At 65.9% G+C, this 23383-nt stretch carries 16 protein-coding genes, 2 tRNA genes and 1 pseudogene; 2 read left to right on the top strand and 17 right to left on the bottom strand.

What is annotated here, in order from left to right; genetic code table 11:
• The first annotated feature begins 20 nt into the window (after positions 1-20).
• On the top strand, positions 21-1883 hold the full coding sequence (locus tag FHT32_RS26870; RefSeq protein WP_176667631.1) for an ATP-binding protein: 1863 nt from the start codon (positions 21-23) through the stop codon (positions 1881-1883).
• Positions 1884-1890: 7 nt separating this feature from the next.
• Positions 1891-3264 (top strand): sigma-54 dependent transcriptional regulator, encoded by a 1374-nt coding sequence (locus tag FHT32_RS26865; protein ID WP_176667630.1) that lies wholly within the window; start codon positions 1891-1893, stop codon positions 3262-3264.
• A gap of 59 nt (positions 3265-3323) precedes the next feature.
• On the opposite strand, the gene FHT32_RS26860 is transcribed toward FHT32_RS26865, so the two are convergent.
• From FHT32_RS26860 to tuf, 17 genes and pseudogenes are all read right to left on the bottom strand, one after another.
• Positions 3324-4667: an integrase arm-type DNA-binding domain-containing protein gene (locus FHT32_RS26860; protein WP_176667629.1), complete on the bottom strand. Its 1344-nt coding sequence runs from the start codon at positions 4665-4667 to the stop codon at positions 3324-3326.
• A gap of 171 nt (positions 4668-4838) precedes the next feature.
• A tRNA-Phe gene (locus tag FHT32_RS26855) sits at positions 4839-4914 on the bottom strand.
• Positions 4915-4935: 21 nt separating this feature from the next.
• Positions 4936-5637 (bottom strand): response regulator, encoded by a 702-nt coding sequence (locus FHT32_RS26850; RefSeq protein ID WP_176667628.1) that lies wholly within the window; start codon positions 5635-5637, stop codon positions 4936-4938.
• Positions 5638-5733: 96 nt separating this feature from the next.
• Positions 5734-8067: an ATP-binding protein gene (locus tag FHT32_RS26845; protein WP_176667627.1), complete on the bottom strand. Its 2334-nt coding sequence runs from the start codon at positions 8065-8067 to the stop codon at positions 5734-5736.
• Positions 8064-8708, bottom strand: coding sequence for a DUF4390 domain-containing protein (locus tag FHT32_RS26840; protein ID WP_256099171.1), 645 nt, complete (start codon positions 8706-8708; stop codon positions 8064-8066). Before FHT32_RS26840 ends, FHT32_RS26845 begins: the two co-directional genes overlap by 4 nt.
• Positions 8689-10086 (bottom strand): 16S rRNA (cytosine(967)-C(5))-methyltransferase RsmB, encoded by a 1398-nt coding sequence (gene rsmB, locus FHT32_RS26835; RefSeq protein WP_176667626.1) that lies wholly within the window; start codon positions 10084-10086, stop codon positions 8689-8691. Before rsmB ends, FHT32_RS26840 begins: the two co-directional genes overlap by 20 nt.
• A 101-nt stretch (positions 10087-10187) precedes the next feature.
• Positions 10188-10805 (bottom strand): lema family protein, encoded by a 618-nt coding sequence (locus FHT32_RS26830; RefSeq protein WP_176667625.1) that lies wholly within the window; start codon positions 10803-10805, stop codon positions 10188-10190.
• A gap of 98 nt (positions 10806-10903) precedes the next feature.
• Positions 10904-15139, bottom strand: a complete 4236-nt coding sequence (rpoC, locus tag FHT32_RS26825; RefSeq protein ID WP_176667624.1) for a DNA-directed RNA polymerase subunit beta' — start codon at positions 15137-15139, stop codon at positions 10904-10906.
• Positions 15140-15160: 21 nt separating this feature from the next.
• Positions 15161-19285: a DNA-directed RNA polymerase subunit beta gene (gene rpoB / locus FHT32_RS26820; protein ID WP_176667623.1), complete on the bottom strand. Its 4125-nt coding sequence runs from the start codon at positions 19283-19285 to the stop codon at positions 15161-15163.
• Positions 19286-19533: 248 nt separating this feature from the next.
• On the bottom strand, positions 19534-19911 hold the full coding sequence (gene rplL / locus FHT32_RS26815; protein ID WP_093207002.1) for a 50S ribosomal protein L7/L12: 378 nt from the start codon (positions 19909-19911) through the stop codon (positions 19534-19536).
• Positions 19912-19956: 45 nt separating this feature from the next.
• Positions 19957-20490 carry a 50S ribosomal protein L10 gene (gene rplJ / locus FHT32_RS26810; protein ID WP_176667622.1) on the bottom strand — a complete coding sequence of 178 codons (534 nt, stop codon included), beginning with the start codon at positions 20488-20490 and terminating at the stop codon, positions 19957-19959.
• A gap of 253 nt (positions 20491-20743) precedes the next feature.
• On the bottom strand, positions 20744-21442 hold the full coding sequence (gene rplA, locus FHT32_RS26805; protein ID WP_176667621.1) for a 50S ribosomal protein L1: 699 nt from the start codon (positions 21440-21442) through the stop codon (positions 20744-20746).
• Positions 21443-21874, bottom strand: a complete 432-nt coding sequence (gene rplK, locus FHT32_RS26800; protein WP_093206996.1) for a 50S ribosomal protein L11 — start codon at positions 21872-21874, stop codon at positions 21443-21445.
• A 137-nt stretch (positions 21875-22011) separates the two neighbouring features.
• Positions 22012-22632, bottom strand: a complete 621-nt coding sequence (gene nusG / locus FHT32_RS26795; RefSeq protein WP_176667620.1) for a transcription termination/antitermination protein NusG — start codon at positions 22630-22632, stop codon at positions 22012-22014.
• Positions 22633-23016, bottom strand: coding sequence for a preprotein translocase subunit SecE (gene secE / locus FHT32_RS26790; RefSeq protein ID WP_019658339.1), 384 nt, complete (start codon positions 23014-23016; stop codon positions 22633-22635).
• 102 nt (positions 23017-23118) lie between these two features.
• A tRNA-Trp gene (locus FHT32_RS26785) sits at positions 23119-23194 on the bottom strand.
• Between the two features lie 21 nt (positions 23195-23215).
• Positions 23216-23383: pseudogene (gene tuf / locus FHT32_RS26780) on the bottom strand (elongation factor Tu); the annotation flags it as partial.

Genomic DNA, 23383 nt, shown 5'->3' with positions numbered 1-23383 from the left:
CCTTGTGCAATAACGGGCCCATGAATCCAAGGGAGCCGGCCCGGCGTCTAGAACCACATTCCGACCAGGCGACAAGAGGGTGGCGCGGCCTGCCCCGCTGGGGCGGCGCGCTGGCCCTGGTGGCCGTGGCCGCCTTCGCGGGCTACCAGGTCGCGATGCAGACCGGCCTGGCCCGGCTGCGCGAAGCGGCCGACCACCGCCTCGACATGCTCGCCACCGGCCTCGACGCCGACCTGGCCCGCTTCGACTACCTGCCCGCGCTGCTGGAGATGGCGCCCCTGGTGCCGGCGCTGCTCGGCACGCCCGCGGACACGCGGCTGCGCGATTCGGTCAACCGCTACCTCGACGGCGTCAATGCCGCGGCCGGGGCGGAGATGCTCTACGTGCTCGACGCCTCCGGCACCTCGCTGGCGGCCTCCGACTGGGACAAGCCCGGCACCACCGTGGGCCAGGACCTGTCGTTCCGGCCCTACGTGATCGACGCGCTGGGGCAGGGCAGGGGCCGCTTCTACGGCGTGGGCATCACCAGCAAGAAGCCGGGCTATTACCTTTCCTATGCGCTGCGGCGCGGGCAGGCCTCGCGCGGCGTGGTGGCCGTGAAGATCAATCTCGAAGAGGCCGAGCGCACCTGGCGCAAGCTGCCGGGCGACGTGGCGCTGATCGATCAGCGCGGCGTGGTCATCCTTTCCACGCGCGAGGACATCAAGTTCCGGCCGCTGCTGCCGCTCGACGCCCTGCAGCGCGCCGAGGTGCTGCGCTCGCGACCCTACGGCGAGGCCGCGCTGCAGCCGCTGCAATGGACCCAGAAGGAGGCGCTCGACCGCGACGTGCAGGTGATCTCGCTCGACGGCGTCGACCAGCTCGCCTCCGCCCGCACCCTGCGCGGCGCGCCGTGGCAGCTGGTGGTGCTGGACAACCTCGCGCCGCTGCGCCTGGCCGCGCGCAACGCGGCCATCACCGCCGGGCTCGCGATGACGGTGCTGCTGCTGGTGGCCGTGGCGCTGTGGCAGCGCCGCCGCGCGGTGCGCCAGAAGCTGGCCAATCAGGCCGCGCTGCAGGCGGCGCACGACACGCTCGAATCGACCGTGGCCGCGCGCACCGCGCAGCTTCGCGCGGCGCAGGGCGAGCTGGTGCATGCCGGCAAGATGGCTGCGCTCGGGCAGATGTCGGCCGGCGTCGTGCACGAACTCAACCAGCCGCTCACGGCCATGCGCACGCTCTCGGAAAGCGCGGCCATCCTGCTCGACAAGAACCGCCTCGACGACGTGCGCGGCAACCTCGAGCGCATCCGCGGCATGGTCGACCGGCTCGCGCGCCTGACCTCGCAGCTGCGCACCTTCGCCTACAAGAGCGAGCTTCCGCTGGCGCCGGTGCTGCTGTCGCACGCGATCGCCGACGCGCAGGTGATCGTGGCCGAGGCTTCGCGCAAGCAGCGCGTCACCATCGAGGTCGACGTGCAGCCCGCCGCGCTGAGCGTGATGGCGGAAGAAGCCGCGCTCGGCAGCGTGCTCGCCAACCTGATGCGCAACGCCATCGACGCCATGCAGGACGCGCCGGTGCGCAAGCTGCGCCTTCAGGCGCGGCCGAAGGAGGGCCGGGTGCTGCTGTCGGTGACCGACACCGGCCCGGGCATCCGCCCCGACATCCTGCAGCGCCTGTTCGAACCCTTCGTCACCGGCAAGGCCGCCGGCTCGGGCCTGGGACTGGGTCTCGTCATCTCGGCACAATTGGTGCGGTCCATGGACGGCACGCTGCGCGCGGCCAACCTGGACGGCGGCGGGGCCTGCTTCGTCATCGACCTGCCGGCGGCCATCGCCGTGATGCACGACAGCAGCAGCCATCCGCCGGTTTCCGACGCCCTTTCCATTGCACAACAGGAGTGATCCCCAAGTGAGCGAAGCCCCTGCCGTCCGGGTGATGCTGATCGAGGACGACGAAGACGTCCGCGTCAGTACCACCCAGGTGCTGACCCTGGCCGGTTTCGAAGTCGAGTCCTTTCCCAGCGCCGAGCGCGCGCGCCCGCACATCACGTTCGGCGTGCCCGCCGTCGTCATCAGCGACGTGCGCCTCCCGGGCCTGAGCGGCACCGAGTGGCTGCCCGAGCTGCGCGGCGTCGACCCCGAGCTGCCGGTGATCCTGGTCACCGGCCACGGCCACATCGCGATGGCGGTGCAGGCCATGCGCGAGGGAGCCTACGACTTCATCGAGAAGCCCTTCAGCTCCGAGCGGCTGGTGGCCATCGTGCGCCATGCCATCGAGCGGCGGCAGCTCAGCCTGCAGGTGCGCGCTTTGCGCGACGCGCTGGAGAACTGGCAGGGCATCCAGTCGGTGCTGATCGGCCGATCAGCGCAGATGCAGCAGGTGCGCCAGACCGTGAAGACGCTGGCCGAGACCTCCGCCGACGTGCTGGTGTACGGCGAGACCGGGACCGGCAAGGAGCTCGTCGCGCGCTGCCTGCACGACCACAGCGCGCGACGGCGCCAGCATTTCGTGCCGCTCAATTGCGGCGGCCTGCCCGAGTCGCTGGCCGAGAGCGAGCTCTTCGGCCACGAGGCCGGCGCCTTCACCGGCGCGAGCCGCATGCGCGTGGGCAAGTTCGAATACGCCAGCGGCGGCACGCTCTTCCTCGACGAGATCGAGAGCATGCCGATGGCGGTGCAGATCAAGCTGCTGCGCGCGCTGCAGGAGCGCAGCATCGAGCGCATCGGCTCCAACAAGACCATTCCCTTCGACTGCCGCGTGGTGGCCGCGAGCAAAGACGACCTCAAGGCCATGAGCGACCAGCAGAAGTTCAGGGCCGACCTGTACTACCGCCTGGGCGTGGCCTTCATCGAGCTGCCGCCCCTGCGCGAGCGCCGCGAGGACATCCCGCTGCTCTTCGAGCACTTCACGCTGCAGGCCGCGACCCGCTACGACCGCCCCGCGCCGCTCTTGAGCAACGCGCAGCTCGCCGACCTCATGGCCTACGCGTGGCCCGGCAACGTGCGTGAGTTGCGCAACGTGGCCGACCGCTTCGTGCTGGGCCTGCTCGGCGAGCGCCTCACGCAGACGTACGGCGGCGCCGGTGGTGGCGCGCAGGGCGTGCCCGCGTTGCCGCGCGGGCTGCCGCAGCAGGTGGAGTCGTTCGAACGCGCGGTGATCGTCGAGGAACTGCGGCGCCAGCGCGGCGACCAGCCGGCCACCGCCGCCGCGCTCGGCATCGCGCGCCAGACGCTGCACGACAAGGTGCGCAAGCTGGGCCTGACGGTGGACGAGTTCAAGTAGAAGGCAGGAGGTGGGAGGCAGGAGGTGTAGCCGCCCGCTGCGTCAGCATCGCTTTCGAATCAAACCTCGAGCTGAGCAGTTCGGTGGAAAGAGCCAGCCTCCTCCACGCCCATCTCGCTCGTCCTTACCGTCGCAAACTCCGTGCAAACAGGCACCGCCAACCCCGTGTCCGCAGCCAGATCATCAAGCAGATCCGCCCACAATTGAATCATTTGGCGCCGTTGATTCAGAAAAGTGGCGCGGTCATAGGCGCTTCCCAACTCCTCATCGGAGCCGTGCGCCAAATGCCGCTCGATTACCTCACGATCCCACCCCAACAGTTCGCGGATCAGCGTCCGGGCCGTGGCGCGAAACCCGTGGCCCGTGATCTGCTCTTTCGTGTCATAGCCCAACGTACGCAGCGCACTGTTGATGGTGTTGTCGCTCATGTACCGCGTCTTCTCGGAACGCTTCGACATGCTGCGGAAGATCGGCCCGCTAGGACCGGTCAGCGGATGGATATCGCGCAGAATGTCGACCGCCTGTGTCGGCAGCGGCACGAGGTGTGCCGGCGTGCGTACGTCTCGCTTCTTCCACTCCCTCAACTTCATCTTCTCGGGTGGGCAACGCCACAGCGCCTGATTGAGATCTACATCTTCCCAATGCGCCAGGCGCAGCTGACCAGGCCGCTGGAACAACAAGGGCGATAGCTGCAAGGCCGCACGCGTGATGACATTGCCGTTGTACGCACGCATGTCACGAAGCAACTGGCCGAGCTTCTGCGGATCCGTGATGGCCGCATAGTGTCGAGTGCGAGGTGGCGGCAGGCCGCCCGTGCGACCGTTCACGAAGTTCCGAGCCGGATCTAGCGCGCCCACGTCGACAGCGTACTGGAACACATGCTGCACCGCTTCGCGCACTCGCTGCGCCGTCTCCAGATTGCCGCGCTCCTTGATGCGGTGCAGACATCGGACCACCTCGGTCGGCAAGATGGCCTCGATGGCGAGCGCACCGATCCAGGGAAAAACGTGCAGTTCTAGGTGGCGCATAACTTTTCCGGCATAGCCGGCCGACCATTCGCGGTCCTTCCACGCCTGCACATGCCAAGCCCGGGCGGTCAGTTCGAAGGTATTGAGGCGTGCGACACGAGCACGCTCGACCTCTACGCGCCGGGCCTCCCGGGGATCGACACCATCGGCGCGCTTCTCGGCTTCGAGGCGCGCTTTCCGGCGCGCCGTCGCGAGTGTCACCGCCGGGTAGTGACCGATACTGAGCTTGGCTTCTTTGCCGTGCCGTTTGTAACGATAGACCCACACTTTGCCGGTCGGTCGCACGCGAAGGTAAAGGCCCTCGCCGTCCGCCAGCAAATATTCCCTGTCACGCGGCGCTGCCGCCCTGATCTGAAGTTCGTTGAGTTGCCCCATGGTGTACCCAAAATCAACTGCGGTTGAAAAGCAGTCTGGGGTACACCGTGGGGTACACGCAAGAACGGGACTATGTGAGATCTGGTGATGCCGCCTGAGCCGCCTTTTCAGGCTAAGTCCTTGATATACAAGGACTTTTAAGCTGTCTTGGGTTCTACCGAGAAAGAAAGATGGTGGCCTGGGGCGGAATCGAACCACCGACACGCGGATTTTCAATCCGCTGCTCTACCAACTGAGCTACCGGGCCGTTGCTGTGTGCAGCCTCAAATTATACAGCGCTTCTACGCCCTCTGGAAAGGTCGACGCCAAGTTGTTTGAGTTTTCTGTAGAGATGGGTGCGCTCGAGGCCGGTTTTCTCGGCGACGCGGGTCATTGAGCCGTTCTCCATCGCAAGGTGGAACTCGAAGTACGCCTTCTCGAAACCGTCGCGCGCGTCGCGCAGCGGGCGGTCGAGGTCGAAGCTCTGGGTCGATTGCGGGCCGGCATCGGCCACGGGCACGGCGGCCAGCGACGCCATCAGCAGGCTGTCGCCCGTCGTTGTGATGGCGGCCGACTGGCTGCCGGTGACCGGCGTGGGCACCACGCCCGCTGCGGCACGGCGCGCGCTCTCGCGGGCCAGGCCCTGCTCCACCGCCTTGAGCAGCTTCTGCATGGTGATGGGCTTTTCGAGGAAGGCGAACGCGCCGATGCGCGTGGCGTCGACCGCGGTGTCGATGGTGGCGTGGCCGCTCATCATGATGACGGGCATGCTCAGGAGGCCCGAGGTGGACCATTCCTTGAGCAGCGTGACGCCGTCGGTGTCGGGCATCCAGATGTCGAGCAGCACGAGATCGGGCCGTGCGCGCTGGCGTGCAGCGCGAGCTTCGGCGGCGTTTTCCGCGAGCTCCACGTTGTGGCCTTCGTCATTGAGAATTTCGAAGAGCAGGTCCCGGATGCCCAGCTCGTCATCGACCACGAGAATGTTTGCCATGAGTGATGCTTGTTGTGTGCGCTGGTGTCTGCAATGTTTGTCGAGTCGCTGGCCGATCCATCGCCTGTGCGACGGACATTCGTTCGTTCGTGCGACTCAGGCGGCGGAAGACTTCGACGAATCTTCGGTGTGAGCGACCGCTGCCTGCGGCTCGCCTGCCAGCGCGAATGATAGCGAGACTTGTGCCCCCGCTACAGCCCCATCGACGACGCGGTTGGAAAGCTCGATGCGCGCGCCGTGCTCGTCGGCGATCTTCTTGACGACCGCCAGGCCCAAACCGGTACCTTTTGTTTTCGTGGTGACGTAGGGCTCGAATGCGCGCTTGAGGATGTTCTCGGCGAAGCCCGGTCCGCTGTCCTGCACGGTCAGGCGCACGCGCTGGCCGGAGTCGCCGAGCCGCGTGCGGATGATGACCTCGCCGACCTTGCCTGTGCCGCTGGCGGCGGCCTCTGCCGCGTCCTGCGCGTTTTGCAACAGGTTGTGTATGACCTGCCGGATCTGCTGCGCATCGCCCCGGACGGGCGGGCAGCGCTCGTCGAGCTCGGAGCGCAGCGTGATCGGCAGGTTCTCCGCGCTGTAGAGCTGGAGCACGTCGGTCAGAAGGGCGTTCAGGTCCACCGGCTTCAGGTCGGCCGCGGGCAGGCGCGCGTAGTCGCGGAATTCGTTCACCAGCCGCTTCATCGCATCGACCTGGTCGACGATGGTCTTCACCGACTTCACGAGCACGGCCTGCTCCGGCGGCTGCACCTTGCCGGAGAGCTTCATCTCGAGCCGCTCGGCCGAGAGCTGGATCGGCGTGAGCGGATTCTTGATCTCGTGCGCGAGCCGTCGCGCCACTTCGCCCCAGGCCTGCGCGCGCTGGGCCGAGACGATCTCGGAGATATCGTCGAACACCAGCAGCCGGGCGGCGCCGGGCAGCTCGGCGCCGCGCGCGACGATGTTGATGGCGCCGTCCTGCTGCGGCAGGTCGGCGCCGGAGGCATGCAGCTCGAAGGCGTGCTGCCAGTGGTCGAGGCCGTGCTGCATGCGCTCGACGAGGAAGTCTTCGAACTGCTGCTGCACCTTGGCACCGAACTCGGCCAGCCCGGGCACCTCGATGAGCGGCCGGCCTTCGTAGGCCGCAAGCGGCGCGCGCAGCACGCGGGTCGCGCCCGGGTTTGTGGACAGCACCGTGCCCTTGGCATCGAGCACGATCACGCCCGAGGTCAGGTTGTCGAGGATGGTCTGCAGGTTGGCGCGCGCCGCATCGAGCTGGCCCATGGTCTTCTCGACCGCGCCGCGCGCATCGGCCAGCTGTTGTGTCATGACGGCGAAGGAGCGCGTAAGGCCGCCCAGCTCGTCCTTGCCCTGCAGCACGGCGGTGGGCCGCAGGTCGCCGGCCGCCACCTGCCGCACGCCGTCGGCCAGCACGAGCAGCGGCCGCGCGAGCTGGTTGCCGAAGAGCACCGCCAGCAGCACCGCGCCGAACACGGCGAGGAACAGGCTCAGCGTGAGCGTGCCGATGTACATGCGGCGCAGCCCCTCGCGCGCGATCGCGCGCTCCTGGTATTCGCGGTTGGCCTCCTGCACCGCCAGCGCGTTGGCGACCACCGCGGGCGGCAGCGGCCGCGTGACCTGCAGATAACGCGGCGCGGTATCGAAGTCGAAGCCCGGCCTTTGCACCATGGCGAGCGCGCGCACGCTGGCGGCCGGCGGCGTGGCGCCCGCCGCGGTGGTTTCGTCCAGCCCCTCGACGTGCGCGACGGCGCGCTCGGGTCGCACCTGGCGGAACTGCTGCGACGTCGGGCGCTCGGGGTTGAGCTGGAAGCGCGAGGTTCCGGCGCTGGCCACCAGCTGGCCGCTGCCGGTCCAGAGAATGACGTCGCTGGCTTCGAGCTGGTCGCGGATGCGCTCGAGCGCCAGGCCCGCGCTGGCGTCGGGCACCTGCGCCAGTTGCGCGCTGGCGCTGCGCGTCTTCACGGCGAGGTCGTCGGACAGCGAATCGAGCGTGGCCCGCCCGAGGTTCAGGCCGGCGTCGAGCGCGCCTTCCACCTTGACGTCGAACCAGCTCTCGATGGAGCGTGCGACGAACTGGTACGACACCACGTAGACCAGCGCCCCCGGCACCACCCCCACCAACGCGAAGATGGCCGCGAGCTTGATGAGCAGCCGGCTGCCGAACTTGCCCTGCCGCAGTCGCCGCAGCAGGCGGAAGGCCACCCAGCCGATCACCAGCACCAGCAGCACTGCCACCACGACGTTGATGCCGAACAGGCGTACGTAGTAGCGCTCGTACAGCGCGCGGTTGTTGGTGGCCTGCGCCAGCAGGAACATCAGCACCAGGCCGATGGCCGTGACCAGCGCGGCGCCGACGCCGATGGCCCAGCGCCGGGCCCGCGCGCGGCTCGCGGCCTGCGAGGCCGGCGTGCCGCTGCGCGCCGCAGTGCTCACTTCTGCTTCTCCACCGTGAGCCGCGCGGTGCGCTCGACGGCGATGTTCCAGTCGGCCTGGCCGACCACGCCGATCTGGAAGGGGCGCGGCAGCTGCGAGGTGTCGAGCCTGAACCGGAAGGTGACCTGGTGCTGCGGGTCGTCGCCGATCTCGGCCACGTCGCCCATGTGCAGGCGGCCGACGCGCTTGATGGCGTCGAGCGCGTCGCCGAGGGTGTCGAAGTTCTGGTTCAGCGAGATGCCCAAGCCGGCCGCACCGGTCATCGGCGCCGCCGACACGTTGAGCCGCCAGCGCCGCGTGAGTGGCTGGTAGGCCAGCCGCATGTGGCGCGTGACCTGCGCGACCTTGCGGTCGGTCCAGTACCAGCGCTCCTGGAAGAGCTCGGCCTCGGCCACGAAATAGATGGCGATGCCCTTGTCGAGCACCTCCTCGACCAGCGAAGGCAACTCGAACTGCACCGCGGCGCTGAAGTAGATGCCGTCGTCGGACTGCTCCAGGCGCATCTGCGTGATCGACGCCCCGTTGCGGCCCTGCGCGGCCGCCGGAGCCGGCAGGAAGGCCATCCACATCGCCCAGATCCAGAGCAGGACGGGCAGCGACAGGAGCAGCCCGCGCCGTCGCTCAACGCGGACGCTTTTCAAGCAGGGCGTAGAAGAAGCCGTCGTGGTCACCAAAGGCATTGTCCGGGACGCCGCGGGCATTCGATCCGCTTTGGGGCAGCAAATGGCCCGGCGACGGCAGCAATCGTGCGTTGGTGTTGTGTACAAGAAACGCATCAATTTGTTGCGAACCCTCTTCGCGGAACACGGAGCAAGTGCAGTAAAGAAGCCGTCCGCCGGGCCGCACGAGCGGCCACAGGGCCGCCAGGAGCGCGGCCTGCTGGGCGGCGAGCTGGGCGGTGTCGCTTTCGCGGCGCAGCCAGCGCACGTCGGGATGGCGCCGCACGATGCCTGAGGCGGTGCACGGCGCGTCGAGCAGGATGGCGTCGAAGGGCGTGCCGTCCCACCACCGGGCCGGCTGGGCCGCATCGGCGACGAGCACCTTGGCCTGGAGCCCGAGGCGGGCCAGGGTTTCGTCGATGCGGCGGCTGCGCGCGGCATCGACTTCCAGCGCGGTGACGTCGATGGCGCCGGGGCCCGCCATTTCGAGCAGGTGGGCGGTCTTGCCGCCGGGGGCGGCGCAGGCATCGAGCACGCGCAGCGGCGTGGCCGTCTCGCCGGACTTCGCCGTTGGCAGCAGGCCTTCGAGCAGCAGTGGCGCGGCCATCTGCGCGGCGGCGTCCTGCACCGAACAGGCGCCATCGGCAAACCCGGGCAGCTGCTGCACGGGGCGGGCACGCGCCAACTGCAGGCCGCTGGGCCCCACGCGCGTAGCGCCAAGGCCGACGGCCTCCAGCTCGGCGAGATAGGAGGCGGCCGTCGTCTTCAGCGCATTGACCCGCAGCGTCATCGGCGCCTGCGCGTTGTCGGCGGCCAGCACGCGCTGCCACTCGCGCGGATGGTCGCGCTTCAGGCGCTCGATCCACCAGCGCGGATGGTTCCATTGCGCGACGGGTTCGGTGTCGGTGGCGGCCACGAGCTCGTCGCGCTCCCGCAGGAAGCGCCGCAGGCAGGCGTTGATGAAACTGGCCTGGGCCCGCGTGGCCGGGTTGCGCTTGGCGGCCTCGACGGCCTGGTCGACCAGCGTGAAAGGCTCGTAGGGTGCGTGCGTGGCGTCCCAGGCAAGCGCCAGCGCGGTGCACAGCAGTGCATCGGGCAGGGGCGGCGGCGTGCGCTTGGCCAGGTGCCGGCGCAGAGCTTCGGCGCGGCCGAGCCAGCGAAGCACCTGGAAGCCGAGCGCCTGCACGCCGGGCCGCAGCGCGGGCTCGACGGCTTCGAAGGCCACCGAACCCGAGGTGCCGGCCCGGATCGACGCCAGCGCCGCCGCAGTCAACTGCAGCTGGCGCCAGAGCGGAGGTTGTTGCAGCGGCGGCGCGTTGCCGTGGCCGCTGCGGGAAGGATCGGAAGGTAGTTCTGACAAGTTGGGGGCGATGGTAACGGGCCGGCCAAAAGCCGGACTTCACGCATGGAAAGAAGAAGAAACGGAGAGAAACGCAGGTCGAAGCGCGCCGCAGGCTCTCTTCAGAGCAGTGGCGCGGCCGGACGCAGACGCACGGCCCATGCCACCAGCACCGCCGGAAACTGCGCGATCGCCGCGTTGTACTGCGCGACCGCCTGGTTGAACTGGCTGCGCGCGATCTCGGCCGCCGCGGAGGGCTCCGGCCAGCCGATCGGCTCGGGGGCGCCAGTCACAGAAAACGCGGCTGTCGTGGCGCCGGGCTGCAGCGGCACGGGCCGCGACAGCGTGCCGTCGGCATCGAACACCGTCACCTGGTCGGGATGCTGGCGCTGCCAGGCGCCGATCCAGACCTGCAGCGCGGTGGCCAGCGCGGCCATGCCGCCGACGTCGAGCGGACGCAGCCGGGTCGCTCCCAGCAGGGTGGCGAGCTGCGCGGTTGCCGCCTGCAGCGGCGCGACCGACGACAGCAGCTCGCCCGTGGGCGCGGCCTCGGGCTGCGGCCCCGCCGCGATGCTGGCCTGCACGAAATCCAGCTGCTTGCCCAGCGCCGCATCGAGCTGGCCGTAAGCCTGCAGCACGGCCGCGCGCAGGCGCACCAGCCGGTTGTAGGCACCGACAAACCAGAACAGCAGGATCGCGATCACGATCCAGCCGGCCATCGATTCGGGCAACAGACTCATCGACGACTACACCTCATGGGAACACAAAGAAAAACGCCCCCCAACCGGGGGCGGTCGGGGGGCGTGATGTACCGGTCATGGCCGGTGATGCTAACCAGTTATTCGGTCGCAGCGCCTTCGCTGGCTTCCGTCGTGCTGGCAGCCGCCTCGGCTTCGCCGGAACCTGCCAGCTCGGCAGCTTCCGATTCGGCGATGGCGCGGCGCTCGGCCTCGTCCATGGCGTCCTTGACCTTGCGTGCCTGGTGGTACGCCATGCCGGTGCCCGCGGGGATCAGGCGGCCGACGATGACGTTTTCCTTCAGGCCGCGCAGTTCGTCGCGCTTGCCCATGATCGCGGCTTCGGTCAGCACGCGCGTCGTTTCCTGGAACGAAGCGGCCGAGATGAACGAGTCCGTCGACAGCGATGCCTTCGTGATACCCAGCAGCAGGTTGGTGAACGTCGCGGGGATCTTGCCTTCGGCGCGCAGGGCGTCGTTGGTGTTGAGCATTTCGCTGCGTTCGACCTGTTCGCCGGAGATGTAGCTCGTGTCGCCGGCGTTGTCGACCACGACGCGGCGCAGCATCTGGCGAACGATCACCTCGATGTGCTTGTCGTTGATCTTCACGCCCTGCAGGCGGTACACGTCCTGCACTTCGTCCACGATGTAGCGTGCCAGTTCTTCCGAACCCAGCAGGCGCAGGATGTCCTGCGGGTCCGCCGGGCCGTCGACCACGGATTCGCCCTTGTTCACCACCTGGCCTTCGTGCACCAGGATGTTCTTTTCCTTCGGCACGAGGTCTTCCCAGACCGTGCCTTCCGGATCGGTGATCTGCAGGCGGATCTTGCCCTTCGTTTCCTTGCCGAACGACACGGTACCGGTCATTTCGGCCAGCATGCCCTTGTCCTTCGGCGAACGGGCTTCGAACAGCTCGGCAACGCGCGGCAGACCGCCGGTGATGTCGCGGGTCTTCTGGCCTTCGACCGGAATGCGCGCCAGCACTTCGCCGGGGCCCACGTCCTGGCCGTCACGCACCTGCACCAGCGCGCCGATCGGGAAGCCGATCGTCACCGAGTGGTCGGTGCCCGGGATCTTCACTTCGGCGCCGGAGGCGTCGATGAGCTTCACCTGCGGGCGAACGACCTTGGCGGCGCCGCGGCGCTTCGGGTCGATCACGACCAGGGTCGACAGACCGGTCACTTCGTCCACCTGCTTGGCGACCGTGAGGCCTTCCTCGACGTTCTCGAACTGCGTCTTGCCGGCGAATTCCGTGATGATCGGACGGGTCAGCGGGTCCCAGTTGGCCAGAACGTGGCCAGCCTTGATCTGCTGGTCGGCCTTGACCGTCAGGGTCGCGCCGTACGGCACCTTGTGGCGCTCGCGCTCGCGGCCGTGCTCGTCATGAATGACGATTTCGCCCGAGCGCGAAATCACGACCAGCTCGCCCTTGCTGTTGGTCACGTAGCGCATCGTGGCGTTGAAGCCGATCGAGCCGTTCGACTTGGCTTCCACGCTCGAGGCAATGGCAGCGCGCGAAGCGGCACCACCGATGTGGAAGGTACGCATCGTCAGCTGCGTGCCGGGTTCGCCGATGGACTGGGCGGCGATCACACCGACGGCTTCGCCGATGTTGATCAGGCCGCCGCGGCCCAGGTCGCGGCCGTAGCAGGTCGCGCAGATGCCGAAGCGGGTTTCGCAGGTCAGCGCGGTACGCACCTTGACCTCGTCGACGCCTTGCGCCTCGAGAGCCTCGATGGTGTCCTCGTCGAACATCTCGCCGGCCTTCAGCAGCACCGAGCGGTTTTCCGGGTGCAGCACGTCGTCGGCTGCGGTGCGGCCGAGGATACGGTCGCGCAGCGATTCGATCACTTCACCGCCTTCGACGATGGCGCGCATCAGGTAGCCGCCGTGCGTGCCGCAGTCCTGCTCGGTCACGACCAGGTCTTGCGTCACGTCGACCAGACGGCGGGTCAGGTAGCCCGAGTTCGCCGTCTTCAGCGCCGTGTCGGCCAGACCCTTACGGGCACCGTGGGTGGAGATGAAGTACTCCAGCACGTTCAGGCCTTCGCGGAAGTTCGCGGTAATGGGCGTCTCGATGATCGAGCCGTCAGGCTTGGCCATCAGGCCGCGCATGCCGGCCACCTGGCGAATCTGGGCCGCGGAACCGCGGGCGCCCGAGTCGGCCATCATGTAGATCGAGTTGAAGGACTCCTGCTCGACTTCCTTGCCGTTGCGGTCGATGACCTTCTGCTTCGACAGCTTGGCCATCATGACCTTCGACACTTCGTCGCCGGCCTTGCCCCAGATGTCCACCACCTTGTTGTAGCGCTCGCCGGAGGTCACGAGACCCGAGACGTACTGCTGCTCGATCTCCTTCACTTCCTTGGCGGAGCGCTCGATGATGCCGTGCTTTTCAGCGGGCACCAGCATGTCGTCGATGGCGATCGAGATACCGGCCTTGGTTGCCAGGCGGAAGCCGTTCTGCAGCAGCTTGTCGGCGAAGACCACGGTCTCCTTCAGGCCGCACTTGCGGAACGAGACGTTGATGAGCTTGGAGATTTCCTTCTTCTTCAGCGCCTTGTTGATGTTCGAGAACGGCAGGCCCTTCGGCAGGATCTCGGACAGCAGCGCGCGGCCCACGGTGGTGTCCACGAGCGAGGTCGACGGCGTGAATTCGCCGGTTTCCTTGTTCTTGGTGTACTCCGTGATGCGCACTGCCACCTTGGCGGTGAGCTCGACTTCGTTGGCGTCGAGCGCGCGCTGCACTTCACCGATGTCGGAGAAGATCAGGCCCTCGCCCTTGCCGTTGATGCGGTCGCGGGTCGTGTAGTACAGACCCAGCACCACGTCCTGCGAAGGAACGATCGACGGTTCGCCCGAAGCCGGGAACAGCACGTTGTTGGAGGCCAGCATCAGCGTGCGGGCTTCCATCTGCGCTTCCACCGACAGCGGCACGTGAACGGCCATCTGGTCGCCGTCGAAGTCGGCGTTGAAAGCCGCGCAAACCAGCGGGTGCAGCTGGATCGCCTTGCCTTCGATCAGGATCGGCTCGAAGGCCTGGATGCCCAGACGGTGCAGCGTAGGAGCGCGGTTCAGCATGACCGGGTGCTCTTTGATGACCTCTTCCAGGATGTCCCAGACCACCGGCGTGCCCGATTCGACTTCCTTCTTGGCAGCCTTGATCGTCGTCGCGATGCCCATGGCTTCGAGGCGCGAGAAGATGAAGGGCTTGAACAGCTCGAGTGCCATCAGCTTCGGCAGGCCGCACTGGTGCAGCTTGAGCGTCGGGCCCACCACGATGACCGAACGGCCCGAGTAGTCGACGCGCTTGCCCAGCAGATTCTGGCGGAAGCGGCCGCTCTTGCCCTTGATCATGTCGGCCAGCGACTTCAGCGCGCGCTTGTTGGCGCCCGTCATGGCCTTGCCACGGCGGCCGTTGTCCAGCAGCGAGTCGACAGCCTCTTGCAGCATCCGCTTCTCGTTGCGCGCGATGATTTCCGGAGCCTTCAGCTCCAGCAGGCGGCGCAGGCGCGAGTTACGGTTGATGACGCGGCGATACAGGTCGTTCAGGTCGGAGGTCGCGAAGCGGCCGCCGTCCAGCGGCACCAACGGACGCAGGTCCGGCGGCAGCACGGGCAGCACGTCGAGCACCATCCACTCGGGCTTGATGCCCGACTTGCGGAAGGCTTCCAGAACCTTCAGGCGCTTGGAGTTCTTCTTGACCTTGACTTCGGAGCCGGTCAGGTCGCCGCGCAGGCGTTCGATTTCGCTGTCGAGCTCGATGCCTTCCAGCAGGTCCTTGATGCCTTCGGCGCCCATCTTGGCGACGAACTCGTCACCGTATTCCTTGCGCTTCGCGTCGTAGTCGTCCTCGGACATGATGCCGAACTTCTTCAGCGGGGTCATGCCGGGGTCGGTGATCACGTAGGCTTCGAAGTACAGCACGCGCTCGATGTCGCGCAGCGTCATGTCGAGCACGAGGCCCAGGCGCGACGGCAGCGACTTCAGGAACCAGATGTGGGCGCAGGGCGCGGCCAGGTCGATGTGACCCATGCGCTCGCGACGCACCTTGGTCTGCGTGACTTCGACGCCGCACTTCTCGCAGATCACGCCGCGGTGCTTCAGGCGCTTGTACTTGCCGCACAGGCACTCGTAGTCCTTGATGGGGCCGAAGATCTTCGCGCAGAAGAGGCCGTCGCGCTCGGGCTTGAACGTGCGGTAGTTGATCGTCTCGGGCTTCTTCACCTCGCCGAAGGACCACGAACGGATCTTCTCGGGCGAAGCCATGCCGATCTTGATGGCATCGAAATGCTCATCAGGGGTGAATTGCTTGAACAGGTCGAGTAGCGATTTCATAAGACTCTTTCCCTTTTCAAATTAGGAACGCTCGAGCTCGATGTCGAGACCCAGCGAACGGATTTCCTTGACCAGCACGTTGAACGATTCCGGCATGCCGGCTTCGATCGAGTGCTCGCCCTTGACGATGCTCTCGTACACCTTGGTACGGCCTTGCACGTCGTCGGACTTCACGGTCAGCATTTCCTGCAGGACGTAGGAAGCGCCGTAGGCTTCGAGCGCCCACACTTCCATTTCCCCGAAACGCTGGCCGCCGAACTGCGCCTTGCCGCCCAGGGGCTGCTGCGTGACCAGCGAGTACGGGCCGGTCGAGCGGGCGTGCATCTTGTCGTCCACCAGGTGATGCAGCTTCAGGAAGTGCATGTAGCCGACGGTGACGGGACGCTCGAACTGGTCGCCGGTGCGGCCGTCGAACAGGTAGGCCTGCGTGCGGCTCTCGGTCAGGCCCTTGGCCTTGGCGATGTCGTCCGGATATGCAAGCTTCAGCATGCCGCGGATTTCCTCTTCCGAGGCACCGTCGAACACCGGCGTCGCGAAGGTCGCGCCGTTCTGCAGGTTGCCGGCCATCTCGAGCAGCTCGGTGTCGCTCAGCGAGGCGATGTCTTCCTTGCGGCCCGAGCCGTTGTACAGCTGCTCCATGAACTTGCGCAGCTCGGCCACCTTGGCCTCCTGCTGCAGCAGGTCGCCGATGCGCTGGCCCACGCCCTTGCCGGCCCAGCCCAGGTGCACTTCGAGAACCTGGCCCACGTTCATCCGCGAGGGCACGCCCAGCGGGTTCAGGCAGATGTCGCACGGCGTGCCGTCGGCCATGTGGGGCATGTCCTCGACCGGAACGATCTTCGACACCACACCCTTGTTGCCGTGGCGGCCGGCCATCTTGTCGCCGGGCTGCAGGCGGCGCTTGACGGCCAGGTAGACCTTGACCATCTTGAGCACGCCAGCGGGCAGCTCGTCGCCCTGCGTGAGCTTCTTGCGCTTTTCTTCGAACGCGAGGTCGAAGCTGTGGCGCGTCTGCTCCAGCGAGTTCTTGATCGACTCGAGCTGCGTCGCCACTTCGTCTTCCGCCGGGCGGATGTCGAACCAGTGGAACTTCTCGACCGACGACAGGTAGGCCTTGTCGAGCTTGGTGCCCTTGGCCAGCTTGTTCGGACCGCCGTTGGCGACCTTGCCGGTCAGCAGCTTCTCGATACGGTCGAACGCGTCGGCTTCGACGATGCGAAGCTGGTCGTTCAGGTCGAGGCGGAAGCGCTTCAGTTCGTCGTCGATGATCTGCTGGGCGCGCTTGTCGCGCTGGATGCCTTCGCGGGTGAACACCTGCACGTCGATCACGGTGCCTTGCGAGCCCTGGTCCACGCGCAGCGAGGTGTCCTTCACGTCGGAAGCCTTCTCGCCGAAGATGGCGCGAAGCAGCTTCTCTTCAGGCGTCAGCGTGGTCTCGCCCTTCGGCGTGACCTTGCCCACCAGCGTGTCGCCCGGCTGCACTTCGGCGCCGACATAGATGATGCCGGACTCGTCGAGGCGGTTGAGCTGCTGCTCGGCCAGGTTCGGGATGTCGCGCGTGATTTCTTCGGCACCCAGCTTCGTGTCGCGGGCCATCACCACCAGTTCCTCGATGTGGATCGAGGTGTAGCGGTCTTCGGCGACGACGCGTTCCGAGATCAGGATCGAGTCTTCGAAGTTGTAGCCGTTCCAGGGCATGAACGCGATCAGCATGTTCTGGCCGAGAGCCAGTTCGCCGAGGTCGGTCGATGCGCCGTCGGCCACCACGTCGCCCTTGGCGATCTTGTCGCCGCGCTTGACGATGGGGCGCTGGTGGATGTTGGTGTTCTGGTTCGAACGCTGATACTTGATCAGGTTGTAGATGTCCACACCGACTTCACCGGCAGCCGCTTCGGCGTCGTTCACGCGCACCACGACACGGGTCGCATCGACGTAGTCGACGATACCGCCGCGGGTGGCCGTGACCACGGTGCCCGAGTCGACCGCGGAAACGCGCTCGATACCGGTACCGACCATCGGCTTCTCGGGACGCAGCACGGGCACGGCCTGACGCTGCATGTTGGCGCCCATCAGCGCGCGGTTCGCGTCGTCGTGCTCCAGGAACGGCACGAGCGATGCGGCCACCGACACGATCTGCGCGGGCGACACGTCCATGTACTGGATGCGCTCGGCACCGACCAGGATCGATTCGCCGGCTTCACGCGCGGAGACCAGGTCGCCGGTCAGGACGCCGTCCTTGTCCAGGGCCGCGTTGGCCTGGGCGATGACGTACTTGCCTTCCTCGATGGCCGACAGGTAGTCGATCTCGTTGGTGACCTTGCTGTCCACCACGCGACGATACGGCGTCTCGATGAAGCCGTATTCGTTCAGGCGGGCATACAGGGCCAGCGAGTTGATCAGGCCGATGTTCGGGCCTTCAGGCGTTTCGATCGGGCACACGCGGCCGTAGTGGGTCACGTGCACGTCGCGCACTTCGAAGCCTGCACGTTCGCGCGTCAGACCGCCCGGGCCAAGGGCCGACACGCGGCGCTTGTGGGTGATTTCGGACAGCGGGTTCGTCTGGTCCATGAACTGCGACAGCTGCGAGGCGCCGAAGAATTCCTTCAGCGCTGCCGAGATCGGCTTGCTGTTGATCAGGTCGTGCGGCATCAGCGGCTCTTGCTCCGCCTGGCCCAGACGTTCCTTCACGGCCTTCTCGATACGTGCCAGGCCGGTGCGGTACTGGTTCTCGGCCAGTTCGCCGACGCAGCGCACGCGGCGGTTGCCCAGGTGGTCGATGTCGTCGACTTCGCCGTTGCCGTTGCGCAGGTCCACGAGGATCTTGACCACGGCCAGGATGTCCTCGTTGGTCAGCACCATCGGGCCGGTCGACTCGTCGCGGCCGACCTTGGCGTTGAACTTCATGCGGCCGACGCGCGACAGGTCGTACGTGTCCGGGTTGTAGAACAGGCGCTGGAACAGGGCCTGCACCGCGTCTTCCGTCGGCGGCTCGCCGGGGCGCATCATGCGGTAGATGGCCACGCGGGCGGCGAATTCGTCCACCGTTTCGTCGATGCGCAGGGTCTGCGAGATGTAAGCGCCCTGGTCGAGTTCGTTCGTGTAGATGACCTGCACGTCCTGCACGCCTGCCGTGCGCAGCTTCTTCAGCAGCGCTTCGGTCAGCTCGTCGTTGGCCTTGGCCAGGATCTCGCCGGAGTCGGCGTCGACGATGTTGCGGGCGATCACGCGGCCGATCAGGAAGTCTTCCGGCACGCTGATGTGCGTGGTGCCGCTCTGCTCGAGCTCGCGCGTGTGGCGCGCGGTGACGCGCTTGTCCTTGGCGACCACGACCTTGCCCGACTTGTCGGTGATGTCGAAGCGCGCGACTTCGCCGCGCAGGCGCTCGGGAACGAATTCCATCTGCGCGCCGCTGTCCATCAGGCGGAAGTTGTCGTTCACGAAGAAGTTCGCGAGGATCGATTCCGGGTTCAGGCCGATGGCCTTCAGCAGGATCGTGACCGGCATCTTGCGGCGACGGTCCACGCGGAAGTACAGCATGTCCTTCGGGTCGAACTCGAAGTCCAGCCACGAGCCGCGGTAGGGAATCACGCGAGCGGAGAACAGCAGCTTGCCCGAGCTGTGCGTCTTGCCCTTGTCGTGCTCGAAGAACACGCCCGGCGAGCGGTGCAGCTGCGACACGATCACGCGTTCGGTGCCGTTGATGATGAACGAACCCTTGTCCGTCATGAGCGGCACTTCGCCCATGTAGACCTCTTGTTCCTTCACTTCCTTGACCACCTTCGACTGCGAGGTCGACGACTCGCGGTCATAGATGATGAGCTGCACCTTGGCGCGCACGGCCGACGCGAAGGTCAGGCCGCGGGTCTGGCATTCGCGCACGTCGAACGCCGGCTTCGCCAGGTTGTACTCGAGGAACTTCATCTCGACGAAACCGTTGTGCGAGACGATCGGGAAGGCAGCGTCGAACGCAGCCTGCAGGCCTTCGACGGTACGTTGTTTCGGGGGAACGCCGGCTTGCAGGAACGCGGTGTACGCGTCTTTCTGCATCTGCAGCAGGTAGGGGATTTCGACGACGCTGTCGCGATTGCCGAAACTTTTTCGGATGCGCTTGCGTTCGGTGTAACTGTACGCGGACGATTGGGCCATGAGAGCTCCGGTGCTTGAGATCTTCAGCGACTTGTCAGCAGTGCCGGGGCACCACTGCTTGGCGGCTGGCCACTACCAGCCGTTGGCGGACAGCGATGCGTTGCACATCGCCCGAACCAAGGGGTCTTCTGCAGTCGGGGTCAGAAGACACTCAAAAACCCGGCTCGCCTGGGCTTTTGAGTGCGCTCTGAAAGCGGCAAAGGCTGGAGGGCCTTTTCAGGCACCTCCAGCCCTCCAGGGGGTCTGAATTACTTCAGTTCCACCTTGGCGCCGGCGTCTTCCAGCTTCTTCTTGGCGGCTTCAGCGTCAGCCTTCGACAGGCCTTCCTTGACAGCCTTGGGAGCGGCTTCCACCAGGTCCTTGGCTTCCTTGAGGCCCAGGCCGGTGATTTCGCGCACTGCCTTGATCGCCGAAACCTTGTTCGCGCCGGCATCGACCAGCACGACGTTGAATTCGGTCTTCTCTTCGACTGCAGCAGCAGCAGCACCGCCACCACCAGCGGCCGGAGCGGCCATTGCAGCGGCGCTCACGCCGAACTTCTCTTCGATGGCCTTGACCAGGTCGTTGAGTTCCAGGACCGTCATGCTGTCGAGCGCGGTCAGAAATGCGTCTTTATCGAATGCCATTTTTGTTTCCTAACAATTGGGTTGAATGTTTCAAACGCAAGCAGCTCAAGCTGCCTGTGCTTCTGCCGGTGCCTCGGCGGGTGCAGCTTCGCCACCACCACGCTTCTCGGCCAGCGCCGCGAGCACGCGGGCGGTACGAGAGATCGGGGATTGCATCAAGCCCAGCAGTTGCGCCAGCAGCACTTCCTTCGAAGGGATGTTGGCCAGTTGCTTCACGCCGTCGACGTCCAGGGCCTTGCCACCGAAGGCGCCGCCGCGAATGACCAGCTTGTCGTTGGTCTTCGCGAAATCGGCCACCACCTTGGCGGCGGCCACAGCGTCTTCGGAGAAGCCGTAGATCAGCGGACCGGTCATCTGGTCGCCGACGACCTCGAACGCGCTACCGGCGACAGCACGGCGTGCCAGGGTGTTCTTCAGAACACTCAGGGTCACACCCTTGCTGCGCGCTTCGTTGCGCAGTTTGGTCATATCGGCCACCGTGATGCCACGGTATTCCGCCATCACGAGCGTTTGAGCTTTTGCGGCGAGGCTGGTCACATCACTGATGACCGCTTCTTTCTCACTGCGATTCAGACTCAAGGTCTACTCCTTTTAATGCGATCTTCGGCCGGAGCCTGGGATCGCGCTTCATGCAGCGACCAACTGTCAGGAACAAAAAACGAATTCCTCGATTCCTTGCAGCGGGATCGCCATCTGCGCTGGATACCGGACGGGGAGGTCCGGCGTTTAAGTGCAGCACCCTGCACACCAGCGGTCTTGGATGGCCCGCGGCAACCGAAGCCGCCGCGACCCACCACATCCGCCCCACCCTTGCGAGGTGGAGCAAATCTCTTTAGCTCGCCGAGATGGTTTGCGTGTCCACGCGGACACCCAGACCCATGGTCGACGAAACAGCCACCTTGCGCAGGTACACGCCCTTGCTGGTCGCGGGCTTGGCCTTGACCAGAGCGTCGATCAGCGCGGCGAGGTTGCCCTGCAGCTTGTCGTTGTCGAACGAGCGACGGCCGATCGTGCCGTGCACGATGCCGGCCTTGTCGACGCGGAACTGAACCTGGCCAGCCTTGGCGTTCTTCACCGCCGTGGCGACGTCCGGGGTCACGGTGCCAACCTTGGGGTTGGGCATCAGGCCGCGCGGGCCGAGGATCTGACCGAGCGTACCGACGACGCGCATGGCGTCAGGGGCAGCGATCACGACGTCGAAGGGCATGTCGCCAGCCTTGACCATGGCAGCCAGGTCGTCCATGCCGACGATGTCGGCGCCGGCGGCCTTGGCTTCCTCAGCCTTGGCGCCCTGGGCGAACACGGCCACGCGCTTGGTCTTGCCGGTGCCGTTGGGCAGCACGACGGCGCCACGCACGACCTGGTCCGACTTCTTCGCATCGATGCCGAGTTGGACAGCCACGTCGATCGATTCGTCGAACTTGGCGGTTGCAGCTTCCTTGACGATGTTGATCGCGTCAACCAGCGGGTACAGCTTGGTGCTGTCGACCTTGCCTTCGAGCGACTTCTGCTTCTTGGTGATCTTGGACATTTACACGCCCTCCACATTCACGCCCATCGAGCGGGCCGTACCGGCGATGGTGCGAACCGCGGCGTCCATGTCGGCAGCGGTCAGGTCCTTCATCTTGGTCTTTGCGATCTCTTCGAGCTGGGCGCGCGTGATCTTGCCGACCTTGTCGGTGTGCGGACGTGCGGAACCCTTTTCGAGCTTGATCGCCTTCTTGATCAGCACGCCGGCCGGCGGCGACTTGATGATGAAGGTGAAGCTCTTGTCGGCGAACGCGGTGATGACCACCGGCAGCGCCAGACCCGGCTCGTAGCTCTGCGTCTGCGCGTTGAACGCCTTGCAGAATTCCATGATGTTCAGACCACGCTGACCGAGTGCGGGACCGATCGGCGGGGACGGGTTGGCCTTACCAGCTGGCACTTGCAGCTTGATGAAGCCGACGATTTTCTTCGCCATGCTTTTTGCTCCTTGCGGGTGATATCGCCTTGGCTTGCGGCCGAGGCTCCCCGGGGTTAAACGACTCTTCGATCAAGGCCGCGCGCCGAGTCGGACAACGCGCAGCCGGGAATGGCTCGGACCTCGCGGTCCGGGGCTCAGGTCTTCTCGACCTGGCTGAATTCGAGCTCCACAGGCGTCGCGCGGCCGAAGATCATGACCGACACGCTGACCTTGCTCTTTTCGTAGTTGACTTCCTCGACGGTGCCGTTGAAGTCGGTGAACGGGCCTTCCTTGACGCGCACAAATTCACCCACGGTGAATTCGACCTTGTGGCGCGGCTTCTCGGTGCCCTGCTGCATCTGGCTGACGATGTCCTCGACCTCTTTCTGCGAGATCGGGGCCGGACGGTTCTTAGCGCCGCCCACGAAGCCCGTCACCTTGTTGGTGTGCTTCACCAGGTGCCAGCTCTCGTCGTCCATGATCATTTCGACCAGCACGTAGCCCGGGAAGAAACGACGCTCGGTAGTGCGCTTCTGACCGTTCTTGATCTCGACCACTTCTTCGGTCGGAACCAGGATCCGGCCGAACTTGTCCTGCATGCCGGCGCGATTGATGCGCTCGGTGATGTTGCGCTCGACGGCCTTTTCCATGCCCGAATAGGCATGCACCACGTACCAACGCAGATCGGGGTTGGCGGCAGGAGCCAGCACGGAAGTGCTTTCTTCCTCTGGCGTGCCCGGCGTGGTTTCAACTGCGTTCACTGGATCAGCGCTCATTTATTTTCTCCAGCCCAGAATGAGGTCGAAAAACACCCATTCGAGCGTCTTGTCGGTGAGCCAGAGGAAGACGGACATGATCGCCACGAAGGCGAACACATAAGCCGTCATCTGCATCGCTTCCTTGCGGGTCGGCCAGACGACCTTCCTGACCTCGCGCCACGAATCGCGACCGAACGCCCACAGCTGGCGGCCATTCTCCGAACTGCCGAAGGCAGCCACCGCCGCGGCCAGGCCGACCAGCAGCGCAGCCCATTGCACCAGCGAGCCCTGGCGCGCCAGCAGATAGAACGCCACGATGGCGCCCACCGCCAACACCACCGCCGCGGCCAGTTTGGCCTTGTCGGCGCCGGTGCTCACGGTTTCGATTTGAGAAGTGGCCATGTTCGGCTGATTTCCTGTGACCCGAAGGCCTTCAATTCAATGCGTCTCTTGAGACGCCGAAGCCCGTCGGGACGCGACGGGCTTTTCGGAGTGCCACCTAAGTGGCAGGGGCAGTAGGAATCGAACCTACAACCTTCGGTTTTGGAGACCGACGCTCTGCCAATTGAGCTATACCCCTCCGGTACTCTTCGCGCTCGCCTTACAGGTCGAGGATCTTCGCCACGACGCCCGAACCCACGGTGCGGCCGCCTTCGCGGATGGCGAAGCGCAGACCTTCTTCCATGGCGATCGGAGCGATCAGCTTCACGGTGATGCTGACGTTGTCGCCGGGCATGACCATTTCCTTGTCCTTGGGCAGCTCGATCGC

Source organism: Variovorax sp. SG517 (assembly GCF_013376045.1).
GTDB lineage: Bacteria > Pseudomonadota > Gammaproteobacteria > Burkholderiales > Burkholderiaceae_C > Variovorax.
The sequence above is the reverse complement of the archived record's forward strand: the minus strand, read 5'-3'. Positions and strand labels throughout refer to the sequence as shown.

What these genes read in the sequence shown, in the direction of transcription:
- FHT32_RS26870 (WP_176667631.1), top strand. Translation starts at nt 21, where the DNA reads ATGAATCCAAGGGAGCCGGCCCGGCGTCTAGAACCACATTCCGACCAG.
- rpoC (WP_176667624.1), bottom strand. Translation starts at nt 15,139, where the DNA reads ATGAAATCGCTACTCGACCTGTTCAAGCAATTCACCCCTGATGAGCAT.
- rpoB (WP_176667623.1), bottom strand. Translation starts at nt 19,285, where the DNA reads ATGGCCCAATCGTCCGCGTACAGTTACACCGAACGCAAGCGCATCCGA.
- FHT32_RS26830 (WP_176667625.1), bottom strand. Translation starts at nt 10,805, where the DNA reads ATGAGTCTGTTGCCCGAATCGATGGCCGGCTGGATCGTGATCGCGATC.
- rplL (WP_093207002.1), bottom strand. Translation starts at nt 19,911, where the DNA reads ATGGCATTCGATAAAGACGCATTTCTGACCGCGCTCGACAGCATGACG.
- FHT32_RS26850 (WP_176667628.1), bottom strand. Translation starts at nt 5,637, where the DNA reads ATGGCAAACATTCTCGTGGTCGATGACGAGCTGGGCATCCGGGACCTG.
- secE (WP_019658339.1), bottom strand. Translation starts at nt 23,016, where the DNA reads ATGGCCACTTCTCAAATCGAAACCGTGAGCACCGGCGCCGACAAGGCC.
- rplK (WP_093206996.1), bottom strand. Translation starts at nt 21,874, where the DNA reads ATGGCGAAGAAAATCGTCGGCTTCATCAAGCTGCAAGTGCCAGCTGGT.
- FHT32_RS26860 (WP_176667629.1), bottom strand. Translation starts at nt 4,667, where the DNA reads ATGGGGCAACTCAACGAACTTCAGATCAGGGCGGCAGCGCCGCGTGAC.
- rplA (WP_176667621.1), bottom strand. Translation starts at nt 21,442, where the DNA reads ATGTCCAAGATCACCAAGAAGCAGAAGTCGCTCGAAGGCAAGGTCGAC.
- nusG (WP_176667620.1), bottom strand. Translation starts at nt 22,632, where the DNA reads ATGAGCGCTGATCCAGTGAACGCAGTTGAAACCACGCCGGGCACGCCA.